The sequence below is a fragment of the Neptunomonas japonica JAMM 1380 genome, assembly GCF_016592555.1.
In the GTDB taxonomy this organism is placed as follows: Bacteria; Pseudomonadota; Gammaproteobacteria; order Pseudomonadales; family Balneatricaceae; genus Neptunomonas; species Neptunomonas japonica_A.
On record NZ_AP014546.1, the window covers coordinates 24,883 to 48,895 of the forward strand.

Annotated in this window: 19 protein-coding genes; 11 read left to right on the top strand and 8 right to left on the bottom strand. The window is 45.4% G+C overall.

Annotated features, from left to right (window positions below):
• Positions 1 to 41 precede the first annotated feature (41 nt).
• Positions 42 to 554, bottom strand: a complete 513-nt coding sequence (def, locus tag NEJAP_RS00105; RefSeq protein ID WP_201348723.1) for a peptide deformylase — start codon at positions 552 to 554, stop codon at positions 42 to 44.
• Positions 555 to 713: 159 nt separating this feature from the next.
• Here def and NEJAP_RS00110 point away from each other — a divergent pair, with 159 nt between their 5' ends.
• The 6 genes from NEJAP_RS00110 to NEJAP_RS00135 all read left to right on the top strand — a co-directional run bounded on the left by NEJAP_RS00110 (position 714) and on the right by NEJAP_RS00135 (position 7,809).
• Positions 714 to 1,751, top strand: coding sequence for a LysM peptidoglycan-binding domain-containing protein (locus NEJAP_RS00110; protein WP_201348724.1), 1,038 nt, complete (start codon positions 714 to 716; stop codon positions 1,749 to 1,751).
• Positions 1,752 to 1,787: 36 nt separating this feature from the next.
• Complete coding sequence (gene dprA, locus NEJAP_RS00115) at positions 1,788 to 2,930, top strand: DNA-processing protein DprA (RefSeq protein ID WP_201348725.1); 1,143 nt, start codon at positions 1,788 to 1,790, stop codon at positions 2,928 to 2,930.
• 72 nt (positions 2,931 to 3,002) lie between these two features.
• A complete protein-coding gene (locus tag NEJAP_RS00120; protein ID WP_201348726.1) occupies positions 3,003 to 3,560 on the top strand; it encodes an L-threonylcarbamoyladenylate synthase in 558 nt (185 codons plus the stop codon).
• Positions 3,561 to 3,589: 29 nt separating this feature from the next.
• Positions 3,590 to 4,504 carry an oxygen-dependent coproporphyrinogen oxidase gene (gene hemF, locus NEJAP_RS00125; RefSeq protein ID WP_201348727.1) on the top strand — a complete coding sequence of 305 codons (915 nt, stop codon included), beginning with the start codon at positions 3,590 to 3,592 and terminating at the stop codon, positions 4,502 to 4,504.
• Positions 4,505 to 4,506: 2 nt separating this feature from the next.
• A complete protein-coding gene (gene aroE / locus NEJAP_RS00130; protein WP_201348728.1) occupies positions 4,507 to 5,331 on the top strand; it encodes a shikimate dehydrogenase in 825 nt (274 codons plus the stop codon).
• Positions 5,332 to 5,430: 99 nt separating this feature from the next.
• The gene (locus NEJAP_RS00135) at positions 5,431 to 7,809 is read left to right on the top strand and encodes a Lon protease family protein (protein ID WP_201348729.1); all 2,379 of its coding nucleotides are present in this window, start codon (positions 5,431 to 5,433) and stop codon (positions 7,807 to 7,809) included.
• 54 nt (positions 7,810 to 7,863) lie between these two features.
• Here the strand turns inward: NEJAP_RS00135 and NEJAP_RS00140 are convergent, their stop codons facing one another.
• On the bottom strand, positions 7,864 to 8,247 hold the full coding sequence (locus tag NEJAP_RS00140; protein ID WP_201348730.1) for a c-type cytochrome: 384 nt from the start codon (positions 8,245 to 8,247) through the stop codon (positions 7,864 to 7,866).
• Between the two features lie 396 nt (positions 8,248 to 8,643).
• Between NEJAP_RS00140 and NEJAP_RS00145 the strand changes: the two genes are divergently transcribed.
• The 3 genes from NEJAP_RS00145 (at position 8,644) to NEJAP_RS00155 (ending at position 14,919) form a co-directional block, all read left to right on the top strand.
• Positions 8,644 to 13,368: an NAD-glutamate dehydrogenase gene (locus NEJAP_RS00145; RefSeq protein ID WP_201348731.1), complete on the top strand. Its 4,725-nt coding sequence runs from the start codon at positions 8,644 to 8,646 to the stop codon at positions 13,366 to 13,368.
• A 189-nt stretch (positions 13,369 to 13,557) separates the two neighbouring features.
• The gene (locus tag NEJAP_RS00150; RefSeq protein ID WP_201348732.1) at positions 13,558 to 14,433 is read left to right on the top strand and encodes a DUF2971 domain-containing protein; all 876 of its coding nucleotides are present in this window, start codon (positions 13,558 to 13,560) and stop codon (positions 14,431 to 14,433) included.
• Positions 14,434 to 14,475: 42 nt separating this feature from the next.
• On the top strand, positions 14,476 to 14,919 hold the full coding sequence (locus NEJAP_RS00155) for an Lrp/AsnC family transcriptional regulator (RefSeq protein ID WP_236591005.1): 444 nt from the start codon (positions 14,476 to 14,478) through the stop codon (positions 14,917 to 14,919).
• A gap of 46 nt (positions 14,920 to 14,965) precedes the next feature.
• On the opposite strand, the gene NEJAP_RS00160 is transcribed toward NEJAP_RS00155, so the two are convergent.
• The 5 genes from NEJAP_RS00160 to NEJAP_RS00180 all read right to left on the bottom strand — a co-directional run bounded on the left by NEJAP_RS00160 (position 14,966) and on the right by NEJAP_RS00180 (position 21,093).
• Positions 14,966 to 15,856, bottom strand: coding sequence for a DMT family transporter (locus tag NEJAP_RS00160; protein WP_201348733.1), 891 nt, complete (start codon positions 15,854 to 15,856; stop codon positions 14,966 to 14,968).
• 242 nt (positions 15,857 to 16,098) lie between these two features.
• A complete protein-coding gene (locus tag NEJAP_RS00165; RefSeq protein ID WP_201348734.1) occupies positions 16,099 to 17,214 on the bottom strand; it encodes a DUF1513 domain-containing protein in 1,116 nt (371 codons plus the stop codon).
• Entirely contained in the window at positions 17,201 to 18,328 is a 1,128-nt protein-coding gene (locus NEJAP_RS00170) for an imelysin family protein (protein WP_201348735.1), read from the bottom strand. Before NEJAP_RS00170 ends, NEJAP_RS00165 begins: the two co-directional genes overlap by 14 nt.
• A complete protein-coding gene (locus NEJAP_RS00175) occupies positions 18,328 to 19,812 on the bottom strand; it encodes a di-heme oxidoredictase family protein (protein ID WP_236591006.1) in 1,485 nt (494 codons plus the stop codon). The genes NEJAP_RS00170 and NEJAP_RS00175 overlap by 1 nt, the downstream gene beginning before the upstream one ends.
• Positions 19,813 to 19,821: 9 nt before the next feature.
• Positions 19,822 to 21,093 carry an imelysin family protein gene (locus tag NEJAP_RS00180; RefSeq protein WP_201348736.1) on the bottom strand — a complete coding sequence of 424 codons (1,272 nt, stop codon included), beginning with the start codon at positions 21,091 to 21,093 and terminating at the stop codon, positions 19,822 to 19,824.
• 105 nt (positions 21,094 to 21,198) lie between these two features.
• Here NEJAP_RS00180 and NEJAP_RS00185 point away from each other — a divergent pair, with 105 nt between their 5' ends.
• Positions 21,199 to 22,338 (top strand): cytochrome-c peroxidase, encoded by a 1,140-nt coding sequence (locus NEJAP_RS00185; RefSeq protein WP_201348737.1) that lies wholly within the window; start codon positions 21,199 to 21,201, stop codon positions 22,336 to 22,338.
• A gap of 184 nt (positions 22,339 to 22,522) precedes the next feature.
• Positions 22,523 to 22,810 (top strand): hypothetical protein, encoded by a 288-nt coding sequence (locus tag NEJAP_RS00190; RefSeq protein ID WP_201348738.1) that lies wholly within the window; start codon positions 22,523 to 22,525, stop codon positions 22,808 to 22,810.
• A gap of 141 nt (positions 22,811 to 22,951) precedes the next feature.
• Here NEJAP_RS00190 and NEJAP_RS00195 read toward each other — a convergent pair whose 3' ends face one another.
• Positions 22,952 to 23,992 carry an NAD(P)H-dependent flavin oxidoreductase gene (locus NEJAP_RS00195; RefSeq protein ID WP_201348739.1) on the bottom strand — a complete coding sequence of 347 codons (1,041 nt, stop codon included), beginning with the start codon at positions 23,990 to 23,992 and terminating at the stop codon, positions 22,952 to 22,954.
• Positions 23,993 to 24,013: the final 21 nt, after the last annotated feature.

Sequence of the window (24,013 nt, forward strand, 5' to 3'; positions counted from 1 at the left end):
TTGCGTCTGGCAAACCTGTTGGTAATCAAAATCGAACAGCTTTAGTTAGTCTGTTCAAGTTTATGTATTTTTTCTAGCTTAGAGCGAATACGGCTTCGCTTTAAGTTAGATAGGTAGTCAACGAACAACTTACCATTAAGGTGATCTATCTCATGCTGTATGCAAACAGCCAGTAGATCGTGAGCTTCCATTTCAAATGATTCGCCATTGCGATCTAATGCTTTTACACGGATATGGTTGGGGCGTTTAATTTCTTCATAAAAGCCTGGGACAGATAAGCAGCCTTCTTGCATCTGCTCAAGTTCATCCGAGATAGTTTCAAATGAAGGGTTTATCAAAACCAAAGGCTCATCACTCTCTTCTGATATATCAATAGTGATGATTTGACGATGAATATTGACTTGTGTTGCCGCAAGACCAATACCAGGAGCGTCGTACATGGTTTCAAACATATCGTCGATCACTTGGCGTAATGCATCATCGACATGTTCAACGGGCTCTGCGATGGTGCGCAGTCGTGGATCAGGAAATTCTAGAACGGTTAACAGGGCCATAAATTCACATATTCTTCACAAAATTATTATAAGAGCCATATTCGGCACAAAATATCATTTAACCTATTATACTGATATGACGCTACGATGCATTTGTCGTTTACCATTGTTTATTATAGGTGCAATGGATCATTCCGGGCACTCAGCAAGGGAACTGAGATGAAAAGACTGTTTGGTATATGTTTGGCTTCATGGCTTGCTTTGTCAACGCCAATTCAAGTGCAAGCAAGAGCTGATCAAATACAGCTGCAAGAGAACCACCCTCAAGAGTATGTGGTTGTTAAAGGCGACACTCTGTGGGATATCTCTGGACACTTTTTGAAAAAACCTTGGCGCTGGCCTGAGCTGTGGGATGTGAATCCGCAGATTGATGACCCACATTGGATCTACCCTGGAGACATTCTTTATCTGACATGGGTTAATGGTCAGCCGAAATTGCGTTTGAAAAATGATCGGATGCAACCGCGAGCACGTGTTTCTAAACTGGATAGTGCTATTCCCGCTATTCCATTAAAAGACTTATTTGCCTTCCTCAGTGATAACGTTGTATTAGATGAAGAGTTACTGAAGAAAACACCTTATGTACTGGGGGGGCGTAACGAGCGAATTATTGCGGGTGCAGGTGACCGAATTTATGCGCGTGGTGAAATTGATCAAGGGCATATAGCACAAAATGTTTATCGTCCTGCCAAAAAGTACATCGATCCTAGCACTAAAGAGTTGCTAGGTTATGAGTTGCTAAAAGTAGCGGAAGCGAGAATTAGTGCTTTAAATGGTGATATTACGAGCTTGGAAATTATCAAATCTCGTGAAGAGGTTCGGGTGTTAGATAGGGTTATTCCCGCGCCTGAAGCACGTATACAGTCAGTCTTTTACCCCGTGGCGGCGCCGCTTGAATCTAGAGGTCAGATTCTGGCTGTTCTACGTGGTGTAACCAAAATTGGTCGTTATGATGCAGTGACTATTAACTTGGGTAAACGTGAAGGCTTAAAATCGGGGCATGTTTTTAAGGTATTCACACGGGGTGAAACGATTAAAGATCCGCTCACTAAAGAGAAAGTCACACTTCCCGCTGAAGAAGCCGGCACATTAATGGTTTTTAAAACCTATGACAAAGTCAGTTACGGTTTAATCATGACAGCAACAAATGTGTTGTCTATTGGAGATACGATTCGCTCCCCTGACGCGGATAATTAAGAAATAATATCAATGATATAAAAATGAGAGAGCAATATGCCAAGCGATCCAAAGGACTGGATCGCTATCAGCCAGTTGCCGGGTATAGGCCCTGCAACATTAGGTAAGTTATTCCGCGGTAAATGGACGCCTAAGAAGCTGATAGCAGATCAAGATAGCCAGTCGGCCACCTCAAGTAATACTCCTCGGTTAAACAAGCTACAAAAAGCTCAGCTGTACAATTATGTTATGCAAAGAGGGTCTTTGTGGGATTCAACACAGCAGTGTGTTGAGCAGCTACAGCGTATAAACGTTCAATGCTTGTTGGCAGATGACGATGCTTATCCTGCCCTTCTTCGAGAAGCACCCGATCATCCTGTGATGTTGTTCTTACAGGGCTCTATTGATGCCTTACACATGCCGATGGTCTCCGTTGTGGGTAGCCGTAATGCCAGCGCTGCGGGGTTGCGTCACGCTTACCAGTTCTCAAAAGCACTTTCGGCGGGAGGCTTTGTGGTTACCAGTGGTATGGCATTGGGTATTGATGGTGCTGCACATCAGGCTGCTGTAGATTTAGGTTTGCCTACGGTTGCTGTGATGGGCACAGGAAGTGACCAGGTTTATCCACGTCGTCACCAAAAATTATCAGAAAAAATCTTGGAAACAGGAGGGGCGCTGATGACTGAGCTACTACCTGGCGCAGGACCATTGGCTGCACATTTTCCTAGGCGCAATAGAATTATCAGTGGGCTTTCGACTGGGGTTCTGGTGGTCGAGGCGGCCGTGAAAAGTGGCTCTCTAATTACGGCACGAATGGCGCTTAATCAAGGACGAGAAGTGTTTGCATTACCCGGTTCTATTGATCACCCAGGAAGTCGAGGTTGCCATGCGCTTATTAGGGAAGGCGCAGTACTAGTTGAGTCTGTAGACCATATGTTGGATGAGCTATCGGCCATGCTGGGTTTGTTGCGGCGTGTGTCAGAAGATACAGAGGCAACGGGCAATCAGAATGAGCTTCAAAAAGGCTTATCGGATATTCAAAATATGGTATTGAATTCAGTCGATTTCTCGCAAACATTATTGGAAGAGATTATCATACGAACGGATAGTCTCGACTGCCAGTTGCAATCACACTTAGTAGAATTGGAGTTACTCGGCTGGATTGAAGCCACGGCAGGTGGCTATCAAAGGATACGTTGATGCACTCATGTAGAGTTGCAAGTAGGATGTGAAACAGGTAGTTTCCCGGCTTTAATACAAAGAGTTTTTGGTATGAATCAGTGGCATTTTTCTCAGGCCGCCAGAATATTGCACGGTGGTGGAGTTATCGCCTACCCCACAGAAGCAGTATGGGGTTTGGGATGCGATCCGTACAATGAAAAAGCAGTGCAAAGGTTATTAGTGCTGAAGAAACGCCCGGTGAATAAAGGGGTGATTCTGGTTGCCGCGAGTATGTTGCAGATACAGCCTTTGTTAAACCATCTAGATAACGAAAGTTTAGCTCGTCTCAAGAGTAGTTGGCCTGGTCCAAATACCTGGTTGATTCCTGACCCTACTAACATTATACCGTCTTGGATTAAAGGGCAGCACACATCCGTTGCCATTAGAGTGAGTGCTCATCCAGGTATTGTTGCAATGTGTAACGCATTTAATGGGCCTGTGGTGTCGACGTCAGCAAATCTTTCCGGAACAGATCCAGCAAAGACCTTATTGAGAGTGAGTACTTACTTCGGTCATGGTCTAGATTATTACCTTCCAGGGTCGCTGGGTGATTCAGCCCAACCAACCCGCATACAAGACCTGCGTGATAGTCGCGTAGTTCGTTCTTAATATTTGACAACATTGGAGAGTGGCTGATTATGTCTGCACCCGATATTGACGCAGTAAAAAGTTATTTATTAGACCTTCAAGATCGTATTTGCCAAGCGCTAGAAGAAGCCGATGGCCAGCAGAAATTTGTTGAAGATAGCTGGGAAAGGCCACAAGGTGGCGGCGGACGTACGCGTGTCATTGCTGATGGTGCTATCTTTGAAAAAGGTGGTGTTAACTTTTCGCATGTCTTTGGTGATGCCCTTCCCGCTTCGGCGTCTGCGCATCGGCCAGAACTTGCTGGGCGTAGTTTTGAAGCGATGGGCGTGTCATTAGTGATGCACCCTAAAAACCCCTACATTCCAACCTCACACGCCAATGTACGTTTCTTTGTTGCTGAGAAAGAAGGTGAAGAGCCTGTATGGTGGTTTGGTGGTGGCTTTGATATGACCCCTTATTATGGCAATGATCATGACTGTCGACATTGGCATATGACTGCTAAAGCTGCCTGTGATCCTTTTGGTGATGAGGTCTACCCTCGCTTTAAAACCTGGTGTGATGATTACTTTTATCTGAAGCATCGTGATGAGCCTCGTGGAATTGGTGGTTTATTCTTTGATGATTTGAATGAATTCGGATTTGAGAAGAGTTTTGCTTTGATGCAGTCTATTGGGGACGCGTATGTGCCTGCTTATGTACCCATTATTCAGCGTAGAAATGGTACGCCTTATGGTGAAAAGCAGCGTGATTTCCAGCTACATCGTCGTGGTCGCTATGTTGAATTCAACCTGGTCTATGATCGTGGCACTTTATTTGGTTTACAGTCAGGTGGGCGTACCGAATCAATTTTAATGTCGTTACCGCCTGAAGTACGCTGGGGCTACGACTGGAAGCCGGAAGAAGGTAGCGAAGAGGCTGAGTTGTATGAGCGTTATTTGCAGCCGCAAAACTGGTTGGAGGCGTAGTTGTGGATAAGTATGCCGTTTTTGGTAACCCAATATCACACTCAAAGTCTCCTGTTATACATGCGCAGTTTGCTCAACAAACCTCTCAGCTGCTGAGCTATGAAGCTATTTGTGCGCCTGTGGGTAAGTTTGAAGAAACGGTCCGGAGCTTTTTGGCTGAAGGAGGCAAAGGGCTTAATGTGACCGTTCCTTTTAAAGAAGAGGCATGGCAAGTAGCGAAAGTGCGTTCAGAACGCGCTGAGCTTGCGGGTGCCGTTAATACCTTGTATTTCAACGATGAAGGCTTATTGTGCGGCGAAAATACTGATGGTGTGGGTATGGTAAGAGATATCCAAGAAAACCACGGTTATTCGATAACGGGAAAAAAGGTCTTAGTGCTGGGTGCGGGGGGCGCTGTTCGTGGTGTTATGAAGCCTATATTGGAACAAAATCCGGGCGAAGTCGTGATTGCTAACCGGACCGTTTCAAAAGCACAAACCTTGGCCGAGCTATTTTCGCCGTTCGGACATGTTAGCGCTTCATCTTTGGATACACTGCGCGGCCCATTTGATCTTATTATCAATGGTACTGCTGCAAGCCTTCAAGGAGAGATGCCGGTATTGCCACAAGGGATGGTGCACTCCCAGTCATGGTGTTATGACATGATGTATAGTACTGAGCCTACCCCATTTAACCGGTGGGCGAGTAATGAAGGAGCCTGTCGGCAACTCGATGGTCTTGGCATGCTCGTTGAGCAGGCTGCCGAATCTTTCTATATTTGGAGGGGTGTGCGCCCCGATACCAGCTCACTAATTAGTCGTTTGCGTGAACAGATATTAAATCATTGATTTAGAAGCCTTAAACCTAGACTAATTTCATCTGTTTTCTTGCATACCTGCCGATCAGGGTTTATAAAGTTTATAAACCCTCCGGCTCAGGATGTACTGATGGAAAAGTTGAAATCCCTCCCTACCGAAGCCCTTTATAAAGTATGTGACACTGATATTTTGCCTTTTTTAACCACGGAAACCTTAGAGAACTTCAATGGTTTTTTTGGTCAGGAACGTGCTATTGAAGCAATGGGCTTCGGCGTGGGAATGCGCCGCCCCGGTTATAATCTTTTTGTTATGGGTAATCCGCATACTGGGCGTTTTTCATTCGCGATGGAAAGCTTAAAAGGCATTGCGAAAAAAGAAAAGAAGCCCAGCGACTGGTGTTATCTGAATAATTTATTGGATGACCGCTACCCTGTTGCGATGGAGCTGCAAGCAGGCAAAGCTTCACAGCTGCGCCGTGATAATAAGCGCATGATTGAAACGATCATGACAGAGTTGCCCGCCGTGTTTGAGAACCCTGCTTATCAGCGTAAGAAAAGTAAAATAGAGCGAGATTTTAATCGCCACTATGATCAAGCCATTGATAGTGTGGAAAAACGTGCGCGTGAAAATAGTATTGCAGTCTATCAAGAAGGTGGAACGGTAGGTTTTACTCCCGTTGCTGAAGGTCAGGCAATGGATGAGGCAATGTTTTCTCAGCTATCAGAAGAGGTGCGAGATACATTCTCGAAAAACATATCTGAGTTAGAAGATTATCTTACAGAGAGCCTGACTGAATTACCGCAATGGCGCCGTGAAGCCGCCGAAAAAATGAAAATACTCGACCGCGATACCGCACGCCAAACAGTATCTCCTCTGATTCAAACAGTGAAAGAGAAATATAATAATATTAGCGGTTTGGCTGATTACTTTAATCAGTTAGAAAGCCATATTGTTAAAAATAGCGCCGATTTGATTAATGATGAAAGACTAATTGAAGCACGCACAGAGAACGGCCGCCGCACATTACTGGATGACCAATTTGGTGTGAATCTGCTTGTGGATAACAGTAAAACCAAAGGATCGCCTGTTATTTTTGAAGCTCACCCTAGTTACGAGAACCTATTTGGTCGGGTTGAATACAATAATGATATGGGGGCAATGGTCACTAATTATCAAATGATTCGCCCGGGCGCATTACATAATGCGAACGGTGGATATCTTGTCTTAGAGGCTGAGAAACTGTTAGAGCAGCCCTTTGTATATGGGGCGCTAAAGCGTGCACTTAAAGCGCATGAGATTCGCATAGAAAACCCAATGAGCGAGTATTCGGGTATCAGTACCATTACACTCAGCCCTGCTCCTATGCCGTTGCATGTAAAAGTTGTATTAATTGGGGGACGCGATACGTACTACTTGCTGCAAGAGATGGATCAAGATTTCGAGAAGATGTTTCGTGTCGTTGTCGATTTTGACGAAGACGTGGAGCGAGCGCCAGCTACCATCCGTAATTATGCGCGCTTGATGAAAACCTTAGCGGCTGAAGAGAGCTTGGCGCCTCTAACACGTGATGCAGTGGCGCGTTTAGTTGAGCAAAGCTCACGTTTGTCTGGTGATCAGGATCTGTTATCGGCGCATATTGGTGAGTTGGTTGATCTGTTATGCGAAGCTGATTACAAACGAAAATCAGCAGGTGAAGACCTGATTAATGCCAAGCATGTTGAAATGGCGCTAGATGCTCAAGAGAAGCGTACCGGTCGGCTTGCACAGAAAATTTTGGAAAGCATCTTAAACGAAACCGTGCTGATCGATACTGATGGTAAGGCCATCGGGAAAAGTAACGGCCTAACGGTGTTACAGGTAGGTGATGTTTCGTTTGGTACACCTGCACGTATAACTGCGACAGTACACCCTGGTAGTCGTGGTATTGTCGATATCGAGCGTGAAGTACAGCTGGGCCAGTCGATACACTCGAAAGGCGTGTTAATACTCTCTGGCTATTTAGGGCATCAGTATGCTCAAGACTTTCCGTTAACCCTCTCTGCCAGTATCGCATTAGAACAATCTTATGGTTACATTGATGGTGATAGCGCCTCATTAGCTGAGATATGCACGCTTATTTCTGCCTTGACGCATATTCCTATTTTTCAACAATATGCTCTAACCGGTTCAATCAACCAGTACGGTGAAGTTCAAGCGATTGGTGGTGTGAACGAAAAAATTGAAGGCTTTTATAAACTATGCGAAACCCGTGGTTTAACGGGCCAGCAAGGGGTCATCATTCCTCGGGCAAATGTACGTAATCTGATGCTTAAAAAGACGGTAGTAGAGGCCGTTGAGCGTGGTGAGTTCAAAATTTATGCCGTTGCTACGGTTGATGAATGCTTAGAAATTTTAATGGGGCGCTCAGTGGGCAAACGTAAAGCTGATGGAAGCTTTACTCAACGCAGCATTAACCACCAAGTAGTTAAGCGTCTTAAAGAGTTACATAAAGCGACAACAGCGGGCTGAAGGTAATGAACCAGACGGGGCACCTGCCCCTCTGGTTGTTAAGGCTACGGATGCTTATTTCAGCGAGCGTAAGAAGCTTATGAGGTAGTCCTGTTCTGCTTTGTCTGTGATGGACACATGACGCATGCGAGTTCCAGGTACAAGGGCTTCGTTGTCAGAAATCCATTTTCGCAGGTTGTCTTCATCCCATGTAATGCCAGATTTTTTCATCGCTTCAGAATAAGCAAAGCGAGGCATTGACGCTGCTTTACGATTTACAACGCCGATCAGATTCGGGCCGAAGGAGTTTTTGCTCGGCTCAAGTGAATGGCAGGCGGTGCAATGGTGGTTAAAAATCTGCCGTCCGGCTTCAGTCATACCGCCCTCTTCTGCTTGTACCGATAACGGTGAAGCCAGTGCAGAGCATAAAATTAAAGACGATAGCAAGGTTGCTTTCATTAGGTATCCCCTCTCAATAACAGGTAAAGACAGTATATTGAGTAAGGCTTTTCTTAGGCTGTTCTACAAAAGCACCGGTTCTATAGGACTAAAGTACCTGAATTGGCCACCGGCTTAAGAGATGTCCTAGATATGCCGTATGGCGGTACTTGGCGGCGATAAAATTGCGCCACTAAATAGAGAAATTGCGTCATTCTCGTGAAGTTTTGCAGAAATCTATTAAAGAGTAGACTAAAGTTTGATGCGCACCTTTTCAGGGCATATCATACTGAAAACAGCTAGATCTGATAATTTAAGCGTTATGATTTTTCATTGATCCCATTTTATCCCGATAAGCAAACAGTGGAGCTCACACTAAATGGACAGCGAGATAGCTAATAAAAAAATAATAAAACCTTGATCAAATTAAAGGAATTGCTCCAAAAAAGACTAGGTGGCGATCAAGCCCCAAAAGTTGAGCAGTTTGCTGATCAGTTTTTCACTTACGCCCCTGAAGACGAAATTGCGCAACGACCGATAGAAGCTATTTATGGCGCTACTCTGTCTTCTTGGTCTTTCCTAAAACAGTTTGATGCCTCGTGTTCTAAAATTCAGGTGTTTAACCCTGACTTAGAACAGCATGGTTGGCATAGTAACCATACTGTTGTACAAATTCTGACCGTAGACTCCCCTTTTATTGTTGATTCAGTTCGTATGGAGTTGAATCGACAAGGTATAGGGATCCATGTGATTCAGAATGTTGTCTTATGGGTAGATCGTGAAGGCGAGGCTCTCAATGCGTTAACCAGTAACGGCGAGGGTGTTTCTGAGTCGTACATTTATCTAGAAGTTGATCGTCACACTGAACCAGAATTACTTAAAGACTTGCAATCAGAACTGATGCTTGCAATGTCTGCAGTATCTGTTTCTGTTAATGATTTCATTTCTATGAAAGACCGTGCCGCAGGATGCGCAACAGCATTGTCCGCAGCAGGCCATGAACAAGAGAATGCATTTACTGAATGGTTAATGGATGATCACTTTACTTTTTTAGCAAGCGATCAGGTTGAGTTTAACGGCACCGAAATGCTGGTGAAAAAGAATTCAGCACTAGGTCTGTTAACGCTACCTGAGTTGGTGCACCTGGGAAATACTGAGCGCTCTGAATTACCTTTGCGTGTTGAGCGTCACTGCGAGCGCTCCAGAGTACATCGCCCTGCGTATTTAGATTTAGTCATTATTAGTCACTTTAATGAAAAGAACGAATGTGTTGGTGCAACGCGCTTTCTTGGTTTGTATACCTCACCTGTTTATCGTGAAAGACCTAAGCGCATACCAATGATTCGCCAGAAAGTAGAGCGCGTATTGGCACACTCTGGCTTTAACCCTCACGGCCATAGTGGCAAGTCTCTAGAGCAAGTATTGATTGATCTTCCACGTGACGAGCTATTTTTAGCATCAGAAGAAGAGCTGTATCAGATAGCGCTTAAGATTTTCTATTTGCAAGAAAGGCGACGTGCCTGTTTGTTGGTACGTGAAGATAAGAGTGGTCAGTTCTTTTCATGCTTGTATTACGCACCACGTGATCTCTTTAGTACGGCACTGCGTTTGAATGTGCAGCACTTGCTAGAGAAAGTGTTTAATGCGCAGGATATTGAGTTTACCAACTCATTTAGTGAGTCAGTGTTGGCCCGTACACATTTTGTATTGCGTGTTAAGCCGGGCCAAGAAGCACCTGATCTTGAGCAGCTCGAAGCAGAAGTTCAAGAGTTGTCACGTTCATGGAACGATGACCTACAGAGCGCACTGATTGAAGCCTGTGGTGAAGAGCAAGGTACAACGCGCAGTAACCTGTATCGCGAGTCATTTCCTGTTGCCTATCGCGAACATTTTACGACGCTACATGCGGTACACGATATTGAAAAGATGGAACAGCTGGCTAAGCAGCCTCTAAGCATGAGTTTCTATCGCCTCCTTGAACAATCTCAGTCTGTATTGCGTTTTAAGTTATTTACTGAAGAAGAGCCGCTAATTCTATCTGACGTTATTCCTGTGTTAGAAAACTTAGGTTTACGCGTGGTGGGTGAGCACCCTTATGTCGTGAGCTGTGTGAACGGAAAAACCTATTGGATTCATGATTTCTCGTTATCACACCGTGGTGGCTCAGAGCCGATTGAATTAGATGAAGTTAAAGATATTTTCCAGCAATCTTATGCTGCTATTTGGCAGGGGTTGGCTGATAATGATGAATTTAACCGTTTAGTACTGGGCGCAGGTTTAAATTGGCGTGAAGTAGCGATGTTACGTGCTTATGCTCGTTACAATCAGCAGATCCGCTTTGGCTTTAGTCAGGCTTATATTGCTGAAACCTTGACGCGTCATACACAGGTTAGCCGTTTGCTGGTGGCTCTGTTCCGTGCACGTTTTGATCCAACTCGCCAGACTAAGGGTAAAGTACAAGCATTAGTCGGGCGTATTGAAAGCAGTATCCTTGATGCCTTGGATAAGGTTGATAACCTTAACGATGACAAAATTCTGAGACGTTTCCTGGAGCTGATCAAAGCGACGTTACGTACTAACTTTTTTCAGCTCAACGAGAACAATGAGCCTAAAGAATATCAATCCTTTAAGCTCGATCCGCATCTGATAGCGGATATACCTAAACCGTTACCCATGTTCGAAATGTTTGTCTACTCACCTCGTGTAGAGGGTGTACATCTACGTGGTGGTAAGGTTGCTCGTGGTGGCTTGCGTTGGTCAGACCGCCAGGAAGATTACCGTACTGAGGTTCTGGGTTTAGTTAAAGCTCAGCAAGTTAAAAATGCAGTCATTGTACCGGTGGGTGCAAAAGGTGGTTTTGTTGCTAAATGTCTACCGCAAGGTGGCACACGTGATGAAATACTGGCTGAAGGCATTGCCAGCTATAAAATCTTTATTCGTGGTTTACTTGATGTGGCTGATAACTTACAAAATGGCGAAGTTATCCCTCCTGTAAATGTGGTCCGCCATGATGAAGATGATCCTTACTTGGTGGTCGCCGCTGATAAAGGCACAGCTACATTCTCTGATATTGCCAATGAGATTGCCGAGACCTACGGCTTCTGGATGGGCGATGCATTCGCTTCGGGCGGAAGCCAAGGATATGACCATAAAGGCATGGGAATTACCGCCAAGGGCGCTTGGGAGTCCGTTAAACTACATTTTCGCGAAATGGGTATCAACACCCAAACAGACCCATTCACCGTTATCGCTGTGGGTGACATGGCAGGCGATGTGTTTGGTAATGGCATGTTGTTGTCGGATAAAATCCGCTTAGTGGCCGCATTTAACCATATGCATATCTTTATCGACCCAACGCCTGACGAAGCCAGTAGCTTTGTAGAACGCCAGCGCATGTTTGCATTGCCGCGTTCTGGCTGGGAAGACTATAACACCACACTAATTTCTAAAGGTGGTGGTGTTTTCCTACGCTCGGCTAAATCGATTACGTTGACACCCGAGATGAAGAAGCACTTCGATATTAAAGAAGACAAGCTTTCGCCGAATGATTTGATCTCAGCATTACTGAAAGCACCTATCGATCTTTTCTGGAACGGTGGTATTGGTACTTATGTGAAATCCAGTCAAGAAAGTCATTCAGATGTGGGAGATAAGGCGAATGACTCATTACGTGTAAACGGTAATGAACTGCGCTGTAAAGTACTCGGTGAAGGCGGTAACTTAGGCTTTACTCAATTAGGGCGTATTGAGTTCTGTCACAATGGCGGCGCTTGTAACACTGACTTTATCGATAATGCCGGTGGGGTTGATTGCTCCGACCATGAAGTAAATATCAAGATCTTGCTTAATAAATGTATTGCCGATGGTGACTTAACAGTTAAACAGCGTAATGATTTGTTGCGTGATATGACTGATGCTGTGGCGGTGCAAGTTCTGAAAAGTAATGACCGACAGGCAAGAGCACTCAGTTTAGCGCTTGAGCATGCCGGTAAATCTCAGGATGAATATGTGCGTTTGATGGATCGCCTTGAAGATGAAGGTCGTTTGGATCGTGCTTTGGAATTCTTACCTGATAACGAAGCACTACAACAGCGCCAGCAGGCCAAATTGCAGCTCACTAGACCTGAACTGTCGGTGCTGATCTCCTATACCAAGGCGGAGCTTAAAGAACAGCTAACGCATAGTTGGATTACTGACGACCCGTACGTCAAAAATGAGATTAAAGAAGCCTTTCCTGAGCAATTGGTTGAACGCTTCCCTGAGGCCGTGCAAGACCATCAGCTGAAGAAGGAGATCATTGCAACTCAGGTTGCTAATGCGATGGTGAACCATATGGGTATCACTTTCACCAACCGCATGATGGAAACCGCTGGCCAATCTGCCGATCAGGTAGCAGTTGCTTATCTGGTAGCGCGAGATGTGTTCGAGCTACGTGAGATCTGGGAACAGATTGAAGCATTAGATAACATAGTGCCAACAGGTGTGCAGCAGCGAATGATGGTTGACCTGTTGCGCTTGATGCGCCGTGCAAGCTATTGGTTGCTACGAAATGTCTGTAACCGAGGCTGCTTTAAAGTACAGGAAGTGATTAATCGCTTTAAGCCAGCAGTCGCAGAGATCAGGTCGTCGTTTACTGAGCTACTTTCAGGAGACTTGAAAACGCATTGGTTAGGTCAGTGCCAGAAGCTCATTGATGTAGGTATTCCTGAAGACCTTGCAGCGCGTATTACCTGTGCTGAGCGTTTGTATGCGGCACTGGCTATCAGTGACGTGTCTGATGAGGTTAACCAACCGATTCTCAACACCGCCGAAGTCGACTTCTGGTTGGGTGAACGCTTGCAGCTGGATTGGGTGAGTGAACGTATTCGCCAAATTGAGCCTGAAAACCATTGGCAGTTGTTGGCGAGGGAGGGATTTAATGAAGACCTGAACACGCAGCAAAGCCGCCTGACACGCTCTGTATTAATAAGTGATAGTGAGTTAAGTGGGCAAGCACTAGCGCAAAGTTGGCTTGAGAAAAACGAGCCAGGCTTGAAGCGTTGGGAGCGTGTATTAGGGGAGCTACGCTCTACCACTGATGCCGATAGTGCGACCTTTACGGTCGTTATTCGCGAACTAACAGAGCTGTCTAAAAAGCTATAAATAATAGCTGAGCTATATTAAAGGGGGTTCTCATACAGCGTATGAGGCCCCTTTTTTATGGATGTTTTTTCTAATCGCGGTATTTGTGCGTTGCTTAAGCATTGTCTTGCTGAGGTAGGCTGCCGCATAAAGTGTGCTAATGTTAGTTATGCGTTGGTATGTTTAATTTAAAAGGTAGTGGCTCTGGATATGGTTAGCGAAATTACTCAACAACTCTACTCCGATACACCCAGTGAAACGATTTACCACTATACATCTTTCTCGGGTTTGTTAGGTATTGTGGGCAGTGGCTCGCTATGGGCCAGTGATATTCGCTACATGAATGACTCCGCTGAATTGAATCATATGGTGACCTTGATACGTGAAGAGGTGAACGAGCGTATTACCCTGGGCCACCCGAATCCTAAGTTACTAAACCAGTTTGAAGACTGGATAGCCCGGCGGGTGACAAACGGGCATATGTTGTTTGCTGGTTCGTTCAGAGCTAATGGTAATTTATTGAGCCAATGGAGAGGTTATAGCGAGCTAGGTAAAGGCGTTAGTATTGGTTTTGACCCTAGGCAAATACTCTCGTGCGCGTGTCAGCAGTCGTTTATGGTGGGTAAGTGCATCTATGATCGCCAACGTCAACGGGCCCTGATCCATCAAATAGTAGACTTTGTGGAAGACCTTGCCGCGTTGTCGTGTGGTACGCATGGCTGTCGTGATGACTTAGTATTTGCCGAAGTGTTTGAACAAGTCGAGAGTGATTTGCTACGTATTGCTGCGGTACTTAAACATCCTTCTTTTCAGGAGGAAGAGGAATGGCGCATTGTTTCACCGGTCATTACTGATTTTAAAGACCCGTCAGTGCATTATCGTGAAGGTACCTCAATGCTAGTACCCTTCTTTGAGTTTTCGCTGGTGGCCCCCTCTGAAGAAAAGCTGCAGATTCAGCATATTTTCTTGGGGCCTACTCCCAATATTAACCTCTCAATGAACTCTTTATCTATGTACTTGGCTAAGGAAGGAGTAGCGCCAAAGCGCGGAATTGGCTATTGTCAGATTCCCTATCGACAGCGCTAATACCGCTGTTTTTAGTCGCTTTTAAGGAATGATTTTGTAGGTATGATTGATAATATAAACCGCCGTATTTTGAAAGCATTGCAGCATAACGCTCGTATCTCCTATGCAGAGCTTGGCAAGCAGGTCCACCTTTCAGCACCGGCAGTAGCTGAGCGCATCCGAAAATTAGAACAAGAAGGCGTTATCAGCGGCTATTGCGTATCAGTGGATATGGATAAGTTGGGGCTTCCGGTTGTAGCGATTGTGCAGTGTAAAGTGTTTCGCGCGATGGAGCGCCAGTTTAAAGAGTTGCTGCTAACAATACCGGACATTATTGAGTGTTATAACACCACTGGAGAGCAAGCGTTCGTCATTAAAATGGCCACCGTATCAATGGCCAGATTAGATGAAATATTGGAACTGTTTGGTGATATGAGTGACACCAACACCATGATGATTCTGTCAACACCTGTACATCGTACGCTGCCCGATACTTTTTTTGAGTAGGCGTTTTGAATAAGTTTTTTGTAAAAGCTGATTCTGTTAGTTGTCTCTAGGTGGCACTTTGCTCAATGGTCACTTTGCTTTTACGCTGAGGCCACTGGCTAATTAGCATTCCCAATAGCATTAACCCACACCCTGTCAGCTGGTTATTAGTGAGCTGCTCGTTGAGGAGTAACCATCCTCCAATGACAGCAAAAACAGCCTCTGTGGATAAAATAAGCGCCGTGACACTGGGCTCCACTTGGCGCTGAGCAATGATCTGAAGTGTGAAGGCGATACCACTAGAGGCGACACCAGCATAAAGCAAAGGCAAAAGTGCCAGTTCAAACTGTGCAAGTGTGGGTTCTTCAAAAATAAGCATGGCGACAGTGGCTAAAACTGTTGCTACCAGAAACTGTACGATCGTTAAGCTAATGGCATCTACTTTACTGCATAACCAGCCTAAAATAAGCACATGGGCTGTCCAGAACAGCGCTCCCACAAGCTCCAGAGCATCGCCTTTATTGACTGTTAAATCATCAGATACTGACAGTGCAAAAAGTCCAGCAAGTGCGAGTAAAACCCCACACCACGTTTTCATATTAGTCGCATGCCCTAGCGCAATACCTGCAATCGGAACCATAACAATATACATACCCGTAATAAAGCCGGCATTACCCGCGGTGGTGTATTGCAGCCCTATTTGCTGAAAACTAAACCCTGCAAACATGACTGTACCGGCGACTAAACCACCAATGAACAAGTCTTTGTTGAGCGTAAGTTTGTGCTTACCTAAAACGAGCCATAAAGGAACAAGAGAAAGCGCACCTAATAAAAATCGTGCAGCATTAAAGCTGTGTGGGCCAAGATGTTTCATTCCAGTGGTTTGTGCAACAAAGGCAAAACCCCAAATAGCGGCAACTAAAACGAGAAGTGCGTGAGATGGTTTCAGTGTGTTCATACATGTAGGGTCCAATAGAAGGTCTTGAATGGAGCTATTGTAAGGTGGGAATATACGTGGAAGGTAGAGACTAACTAACGAAAACAAAGCAACATGGTTTAATAAACAACGTTATTGGTTGTTTTTGCTTTGCTTTCGTAAGCCTGAGTGTTTTTTGACTGATAAGTGTTAAAAATTCTAGCTTTATTGGTTCAAGCTAACGAGAAATACTTGCAACAGCGGTGGTCGTTAAGGCGCGCAGGTTAAACCTGCGCGATTATGGATAGGTGGTTATCCCATTTGACCTTGAGTGTTGTTGGGATTGCAGTACGAGTCATTTTCTGACTATCCAATGTATACAAGCGTCCGGCTCCAGAGCTCACTATAAACTCTCCGGCATGTTTAGTTTTGGCGATACCACAGCCATCGTTTACCTTAATGGCGGCATGAAACTGTTGTGTTTTAATATTCCACAGCGTAATCAAGTTACCTCGAGGTGCAGACACCGCTGCAAAATCACCTGTGCTATCAAAGCAAGCACTGCCGCAATACTGATTAAGGCGTCCATTGATGTGTGCTGGGATCGCTAATGCTTGGATCGCTTCGCCTCGAGAATGCAGAGCGATAAGAGGCACTGAGTCGCCAGGGTTTCCTTGATACTGCATAGCGATAAGCACTTGGCCATTGGGTGAAATATCAAGATGTCGAATGCTGGATTGGTGATATTGAGCAGGCAAATATACTTGCTCTAGTAACTTACCGCTGTGGATATCTACATAAGTTAATGAGGGCTGCATTGATTCTAGGTTGATCTTTTCACGGCCTTTGGTTTGTATGCCTCCATTAGCAATTACCATGGTTCTTTGGTCCGCAAAGAGGCGTAACTCATGTGGACCAATACCGGCGGTGGAGTGATCCTTTGCTATTTTAAAATTTTGCTCGATATCACGAACAACTAAGCGTCCATCTTCGTGTGAGGGACTTTTTTCAGTGGTCAGTAGGTAGCGGCCATCGATAGTGATTTGAGCGTGCCCGTATAGGTGATAACCACGACTACAATTAAGACGTGCTACCAAGCTCCCTGTTTGATAATCGAAAATATCAATAGTGGTGCCGGGGCGGCGTGCTACCGCTAGTACCCATGGTTTAGTGGGATGGCTTACTATTTGGTGAGCACGGCTTGGTAATAAGTGTTTGGCAACCTCTTTGCCAAGACCATCAAATATGTTCAGGTAGAATAAGCCATCAGCGGCGTGGTTTGCTGAAGCAAAGCGCTGAGCAGGGAAGTTATCCACAACCGCTAGCGTTACGCGGCTGTGTAACAGAACGGGCGCGGCAGCAGCCCAACCAAGAAACGTGCGCCGATTAATCCCCGTCACGGCTGTTGAACCCCAGTTGAATATTGAGTGTCTGCATAGCCGCTGTTAGTTTACCCTGAAGGGCTTTTAACTGGTCGCTGGTGTGCATCAATGTTTGATGTGTTTCTGGTGTGACGTTTAACTGAGCAATGGCAGATACGCTGTTGAGGTCTTCACTGATCCGATTAAATTCTGCATCAATTGCTTGGGCATTTAGCGTATCACCCGCCGCTTCCAGTAGTGTTTTAACGCTGATTGGCTGTGTACCACTGTAGAGCTCATGTAAAGCAGCTAGATTCTGTTGGATATTATTAACGGACTGCTCGCTGCGCCATGATTCGCTTTTCTTCCAGCGGCTTTCTTCAGCAGAGGCGGCTAGTGGTTTTAGCAGCTTGTTGTCACGAATTGCTTCTACGGGTTCAACGAGCGACTTCATGAACTCTGTGGATGCTTCAGAAGGTGTTTCGTAAGCTTGGTAGGCAGCAGCATGGCTATCGCTGGGAAGTGCGTCTTGGCCTGCCAGTGAGATCTGTCGGGCTTCTTCTGCCCACTCGCTCTGGATCGACAGTGATGTTTCGTGAATATGCAGGGCGATTGCAGTAGCAAGGCTGCATTCAACGGCTTTGCTGTTTTGTATGCGCTTGTTTTTGGCAAACAGTAAGCGCTCTAGAGCAGGGAAACCTTTTAAGCTGATGCTAGCTGAGCGGAAAAACTCATCGTCAAATGCTTGATCAGTTGTCTTTAGAATAGACTTGAGTTGCTTTGCGCCTGTGTTTTTTTTGTCCGGCCAGTATTGTAGTGAGTGATTACGCATCAGCATGGTGACGGGGCCAAACTGTATATGCTGTACACCTTGCCAGCTTGCTTGAGCGGCATTAAAGCTTGTCTGGGCTGCGTTTAAGTTATCGCTGTTAGGGGTTGTACACAAACGCTTTAACTGTTGTGACATCACATCACTGTTGTCAGCTAAGCGCTGGTAACGCGGTAAGACATGTTGCTCGATAATGGCATTGTTTAATGTGTGCCATTGCTTCTCAGAAGGGGCTTGTGACGATGCCGCGTGAACAGCCCCTGCTCCTAATATACATAAAGTGACGCCGAGTAACACAGGTGTCAGCGAACCGGTAGGTAACATTAGAGAGACTCCAAAAAAGTGATCAGATTGTTTCTATCTTGTAGTGGTAATTGCATGAAACTAGCTTTACTCGCTTGTGCTTCCCCACCGTGCCAAAGAATGGCTTCGTATAAATTTCTCGCGCGCCCATCATGTAAAAATTGAGTATGCTGGCTAACGGCTTTTGTTAAGCCGACTCCCCATAGAGGCGGAGTGCGCCACTCACGGCCCGATGCCTGAAACTCTGGACGATGATCAGCCAGCGCTTCGCCCATATCATGCAGTAATAGATCTGTATAAGGCCAAATTACTTGGTTAGCTTGAGCTGTGGGCGCATTGCTAGGTGTTTCATAACGAGGTGTATGACAGCTATGACAGCCGATTTGTGCAAAGGTAATTTGTCCACTAAGGACTGCGGGCGTTTGGCTGTTTCTTCTTTTGGGAACAGCGAGGTTACGTGTGTAAAATTCAATTAAATCCACCATTTGAGCGGATGCTTCAGCATTATCCAAATGTACGCTATTCCCATTGGGAAATGATCGGCAGTCCGTTTGTTGTACGGTGCACTCCCCTGCCCCCAAAGGAAACATCGGTGATGAGATACCGATGTCAGAATGCAGGGCTGCATTATTTTGCTGTAGCAGCGTGGGGTTACCTGCTTTCCAACCAAAACGTCCTAGAGTGGTTTGTTGTTGCTGAATATTCCAGACGCGGTTGGCTCGCCCAGAAATACCATTCCCGTCTATGTCGTTGGGGTCTTCTTTGGCAAGAATATCTGCTTCGCTAATGGCTGCCAGTAAACCAAGGCCAATCATCATAGGGGCGATGCGCGGTGACATCTGTATATTGTTTGGCAGTGGGCCGTAGTTAAGCTGCTCTATTGTATATATTGGAGCACGCAACGAGATTACGCTTTGCTCTGTTGGGTTAGGAGCCTCTGTGGATAACTTAATCGGTATTTCTTTATAACGTATCGTCGCTTTTCCTTCACTAAGCAGCCCTTGCACCGAAAAATCTTGTAGCTGAGTACCATAGATTGGCTCGGGTATCACGCCAATGTGCCCTGCTGCTAGGTCTGCTTTATGTTGTTCTGTTTGTGCTGGGATACTAAGACGCATCATCATAGATGCTGCCATTAGGCTTGGTTTTTTGGGGCTCGTCGGCTGTCCACGGCCATTTCTAATATGGCAGCTTTGGCATGATCGAGCATTATAAAGTGGTCCAAGACCGTCGCTGGCTGTTGTTGACGACGGTGAAGATACCCATATCTTCTCAAATAAACTTTTCCCCAGAATAAATACGAGCTGCTCTTCTTGAGTCAGGTTGGCTTGGGGTAGTGAAAAAATATGTTTACTAACTGCAGGTGTGGAGTTGCTGGTGTTTTGAGTTGAGGGTACAGGGGCCGCAGCGTACGCTTTAGGAAACAAAGAAAGGCCAGACGCGATTGTTGCTGTAAAAGCAGCCATCGCGCCGAGAAGTGCCAAGATGAAAAATGATTTTTTCATGTGCCCGTATTAATTCGCTAGTACAGTACTTGGGTTATCTAGGCTATCAGAACCTTCTAGTTCAATATTTTCTAGCATTAATACACGCATCGCTTTTTCAATTGAGCGAGTTTGTGTTGTTAGAGCATCAACCGTTTTTTGTACGACAGCATTACCTGCTGGGTTACCACTGGCAATCAATACGTCAAAGGTATTACCCATGTTTGCTTGGTCAACCATCGCCTGCATAGCGGCTTCTGTAGCATTTAACTCTGCACGTAATTGCTGATCAACTTCAGATGACTGAGCACGTACCATCGAGGATAGGCTGGGCCCTTTAACAACGCTGCCATCAACGCGAGTGTATTCGCCTAGGTAAACGTTTTTAATCCCTTTGGCATCAAAATAGTGTGAGTTATGAGTGTTATCTGAAAAGCAATCATGTTCTTCTTCAGGATCGTGCAGCATTAGACCTAGCTTGATACGTTCCCCTGCGAGTTCGCCATAAGAGAGGCTACCCATACCGTTCAGAATAGTAGCGAGCGCTTGGTTATCACTTTTAGCTGCCAACTCTTTACGTGCCGCACCACCGTCTTTCCAGTTATTCGTCATCTCTTCTAGATCGGTAATTAGCAGTGTTGTAACAGCGCTTAGATATTCACGACGGCGCTCACAGCTGCCGCCAGTGCAGTCTGTTAGGCTGTAGTCAGTGACGGGCCGGGTACCTGCCCCTTTTTCTGTGCCATTAAGATCTTGGCCCCATAATAAAAACTCAATAGCATGGTAGCCAGTCGCAACATTTGCCTCGACATCATCAACTTCATGTAATGTCTCGGATAGCAATTGTGGAGTGATGTTACTTGCATCAATAGTGGTATTGCCGAGTTTCAGTATAGGGTTAGCAACGACGTTAGCGGTATATAGCAAGTTTTCGTCAGACTCTTCGCCATAACTACCGTTGTTAACGTAATCAATAAGCCCTTCATCCAAAGGCCATGCATTTACTTTGCCTTCCCACTCATCAACAATCGCGTTGCCAAAACGAAACGCCTCTGTTTGTTGGTAAGGTACGCGAGCATCAATCCATGCCTGCTTGGCTGCATTTAGGCTTGCCTGAGTAGGCGATGCTAACAGGGCATCAATTGATGCTTTGAGCGTTTTAGCTGTGGAAAGAGAGTCGCCATAAGTTGCTTCGGCAATATCAGCATATGTGTCGATAACAGAGGTGGCGTTGTTGGCTAGCACTGCACAGCTAGTGGTTCCAAGTGCAACGGTGAGTGCTAGTTTTGTCAATGTTTTCATTAGAAAAGCCCTGAGATGAAATTCTTGGATGAAAATATAAATGATAAGCGTTATCATTACAAATAGTGTTGTTGTTTTTTTATATGTATTTTCGGAGATGTTACCTTGAGAACGGCAAGCGTATTTTTGTTAGCTTCGGTTGCGCTATTAAATATTAGTGCTGTATATGCAGCTCAACCTCTTTCGCTGGAAAGTGCTCAAAAAGCAACACTAGGGCAGCAGTTGTTCTTTGATGTTAACTTGTCACAAAACCGAACACAGTCATGTGCGAGCTGTCATGCGCCTGATAAAGGCTTTTCGGACCATCGCGGTTTAAGTACTGCTTTAGCTGCATCGCTAGGTGATGATGGAAAATCGCTAGGCGATCGAAATGCGCCATCAGCCAGTTATGCGGCGTTTTCACCGCATTTTCAGAAAACATCAGAGGGTGTTTTTAAAGGAGGACAGTTCTGGGATGGGCGTGCTGACTCTTTAACGGAACAAGCCGGTGGGCCGCCGCTAAACCCTGGCGAAATGGGGCTAGCAAATAAAGCCAGTGCGGTTGACCGAATACAAGAAAACAGCCAGTACCAAGTGACGTTTAAAGACATTTATGGTGACGCTATTTTTGAGGATGCAGATAAGGCCTATGCTGCCATGAGCGATGCTATTGCAGCCTTTGAAGAAAGTGAATTTTTCTCCCCGTTTGATGCCAAATATGATCGTTATTTACGCGGTGAGTACCAATTAACACCGCAAGAGGATTTAGGGCGTACTCTTTTTTTCTCCCAGCAGTTTACCAACTGTAATCTTTGCCACCAGTTACGTACCTTGCCAGAACAACAAAAGGAAACATTTAGTAATTATGAGTTCCATAACATCGGTGTGCCTGCTAACACAGCTTTGCGAGCAATCAATGGTGCTACACAGGTTGATCAGGGTTTGCTTAACCATCCTGATGTAGAGGATTTAGCCCAGCGTGGCAAATTTAAAACACCAACATTGCGTAACGTTGCGGTGACTGGCCCCTATATGCATAACGGCGTTTTTACCGACTTACGCACCGTTGTTCTGTTTTATAACAAATACAACAGCCGTAGTGTTAAACGACAGATCAACCCTGAAACGGGCGAGCAATGGCGTGAGCCAGAAATTGCGCAAACCCTCTCTCGTAAAGAACTAGAAACAGGCCCTGCTTTGGATGATAAGCGTATTGATGCGTTGGTGGCTTTTTTAAAAACATTGACTGATAAGAAGTATGAATAACGATTAGCGTTTTGTTCTGAGTAAATAAGGCGTTATCGTCACGTTTAAGCTAAAAAATACAAGGATTACATATAACAAAAGATTTTTAAAATAAGTTTTCTTATTTCAGTTTCGTTTCAGCTACGGATTTTAAAGTAGCACCATCACAGTGCAACACGCTGAACCACTTTAAGGAAACGACATTATGAAAACGTTACTAACGACAGCTATTCTTTCTTCTGCTCTGTTCGCTTCACAGGCATTTGCCGGTGGTTTAAGCCATTTTGATACTCAGTCTGTTGAAGCTAACCTAGCTGCGGGCCATGTATCTACAGCGCAGGGGTTTGCCTCTGTTAGCAGCCCATTGTCTGATCTAGGCGTATCTGTAGAGGCTCACTTGGCCGGTAACAGCAACCTAGTTAGCACTTATAGCAACACCGTTGCACTGGTAGGTTTAGTTGTACCGGCTGGATCAACAGAAGCACAGCTTTAATTTTTTATTAGAGAGTTATGTGCTCTCTCAATTAACACAGGCCTTTTGCCGCTAATTATTCAAATTAATGTAGAACAATTCAGCGGCATTTTTGTAGGGCGCACATGCTCAGATCATTGTTTGAGTGAGCCTAAAACCCTGCTATAGCTGACCCTTGGCTAGCTGCTTTGTAAGCTCTGCTGCTGGTATCTCTTTACACCCTGTCGAGTTTTGCCCGCACCACAAGGGTGAAAAGTCACCGCTGCCATTGGCTTCGGCTTTTGAGCGCAGCGCCGTAATGGCTGTTGTCGCCAATGGAAATTCAGGTGTGCAGTTACTGATAGGGCCCATTTCCTTAATAACGCGGTTAACGATACTACGCGCCGGCCTACCTGAGAAAAGGTTAGTAAGAGCGGTGTGTTGTGCCGAGGGGCTTTTCAGTGCTGCGCGGTGAACCCCGCTTGTTTTTGTTTCTGGACAAAGTAAATAAGCAGTACCCACTTGTACTGCGGCTGCACCAAGAGACAAAGCTGCTGAAATACCTTTAGCGTCGGCAATACCGCCAGCGGCAATAACAGGAATATTCACGGCCTGGGCAATTTGAGGTAGTAACGAAAAAGTACCTATTTGTGTGGTGATATCATCAGATAAAAAGATTCCTCGATGCCCACCGGCTTCGAGCCCTTGCGCAATGATGGCATCGGCACCATTTGCTTCAAGCCATAGGGCCTCTTCAACCGTTGTTGCTGATGAGATTACCTTGGCGCCCCAGCTCTTAACGCGTGTGATTAAATCGGGTGAAGGCAAACCAAAATGAAAGCTAACTACAGGTGGTTGAAACTCTTCAATTATATCGGCAATTTCATGGGAAAACGGCGCGCGGCCAAGCGCAACAGGGATCTCGTCAGCATTGATTTTATACTCACGAAAGTAAGGTTGTAGTGCGTTGCGCCAAATACCTTCACGTTCTGTGTTTACCGAGGGGGGGGTATGACAAAAGAAATTTACATTAAAAGGTTTACGGGTTTTTGTAGTAATGGTGGTTAGTTCGCTACGAATCATGTCAGGTGTAAGCATGGCGCAAGGTAGTGAGCCTAATCCTCCGGCTTGAGATACCGCAATGGCCAGTTCGCTCCCTTGCACTCCAGCCATAGGTGCTTGAATAATAGGTAACTCAATGCCTAACAAATCCTTGATATTCATATTGCTTATTCGCCTTTAGCT

Coding starts and splice junctions, on each gene's coding strand:
- NEJAP_RS00110 (WP_201348724.1), top strand. CDS start 714: ATGAAAAGACTGTTTGGTATATGTTTGGCTTCATGGCTTGCTTTGTCA.
- NEJAP_RS00180 (WP_201348736.1), bottom strand. CDS start 21,093: ATGAAAACATTGACAAAACTAGCACTCACCGTTGCACTTGGAACCACT.
- dprA (WP_201348725.1), top strand. CDS start 1,788: ATGCCAAGCGATCCAAAGGACTGGATCGCTATCAGCCAGTTGCCGGGT.
- NEJAP_RS00160 (WP_201348733.1), bottom strand. CDS start 15,856: ATGAACACACTGAAACCATCTCACGCACTTCTCGTTTTAGTTGCCGCT.
- NEJAP_RS00135 (WP_201348729.1), top strand. CDS start 5,431: ATGGAAAAGTTGAAATCCCTCCCTACCGAAGCCCTTTATAAAGTATGT.
- NEJAP_RS00175 (WP_236591006.1), bottom strand. CDS start 19,812: ATGAAAAAATCATTTTTCATCTTGGCACTTCTCGGCGCGATGGCTGCT.
- NEJAP_RS00170 (WP_201348735.1), bottom strand. CDS start 18,328: ATGTTACCTACCGGTTCGCTGACACCTGTGTTACTCGGCGTCACTTTA.
- hemF (WP_201348727.1), top strand. CDS start 3,590: ATGTCTGCACCCGATATTGACGCAGTAAAAAGTTATTTATTAGACCTT.
- NEJAP_RS00155 (WP_236591005.1), top strand. CDS start 14,476: ATGATTGATAATATAAACCGCCGTATTTTGAAAGCATTGCAGCATAAC.
- def (WP_201348723.1), bottom strand. CDS start 554: ATGGCCCTGTTAACCGTTCTAGAATTTCCTGATCCACGACTGCGCACC.
- NEJAP_RS00190 (WP_201348738.1), top strand. CDS start 22,523: ATGAAAACGTTACTAACGACAGCTATTCTTTCTTCTGCTCTGTTCGCT.
- NEJAP_RS00120 (WP_201348726.1), top strand. CDS start 3,003: ATGAATCAGTGGCATTTTTCTCAGGCCGCCAGAATATTGCACGGTGGT.
- NEJAP_RS00150 (WP_201348732.1), top strand. CDS start 13,558: ATGGTTAGCGAAATTACTCAACAACTCTACTCCGATACACCCAGTGAA.
- NEJAP_RS00140 (WP_201348730.1), bottom strand. CDS start 8,247: ATGAAAGCAACCTTGCTATCGTCTTTAATTTTATGCTCTGCACTGGCT.
- NEJAP_RS00195 (WP_201348739.1), bottom strand. CDS start 23,992: ATGAATATCAAGGATTTGTTAGGCATTGAGTTACCTATTATTCAAGCA.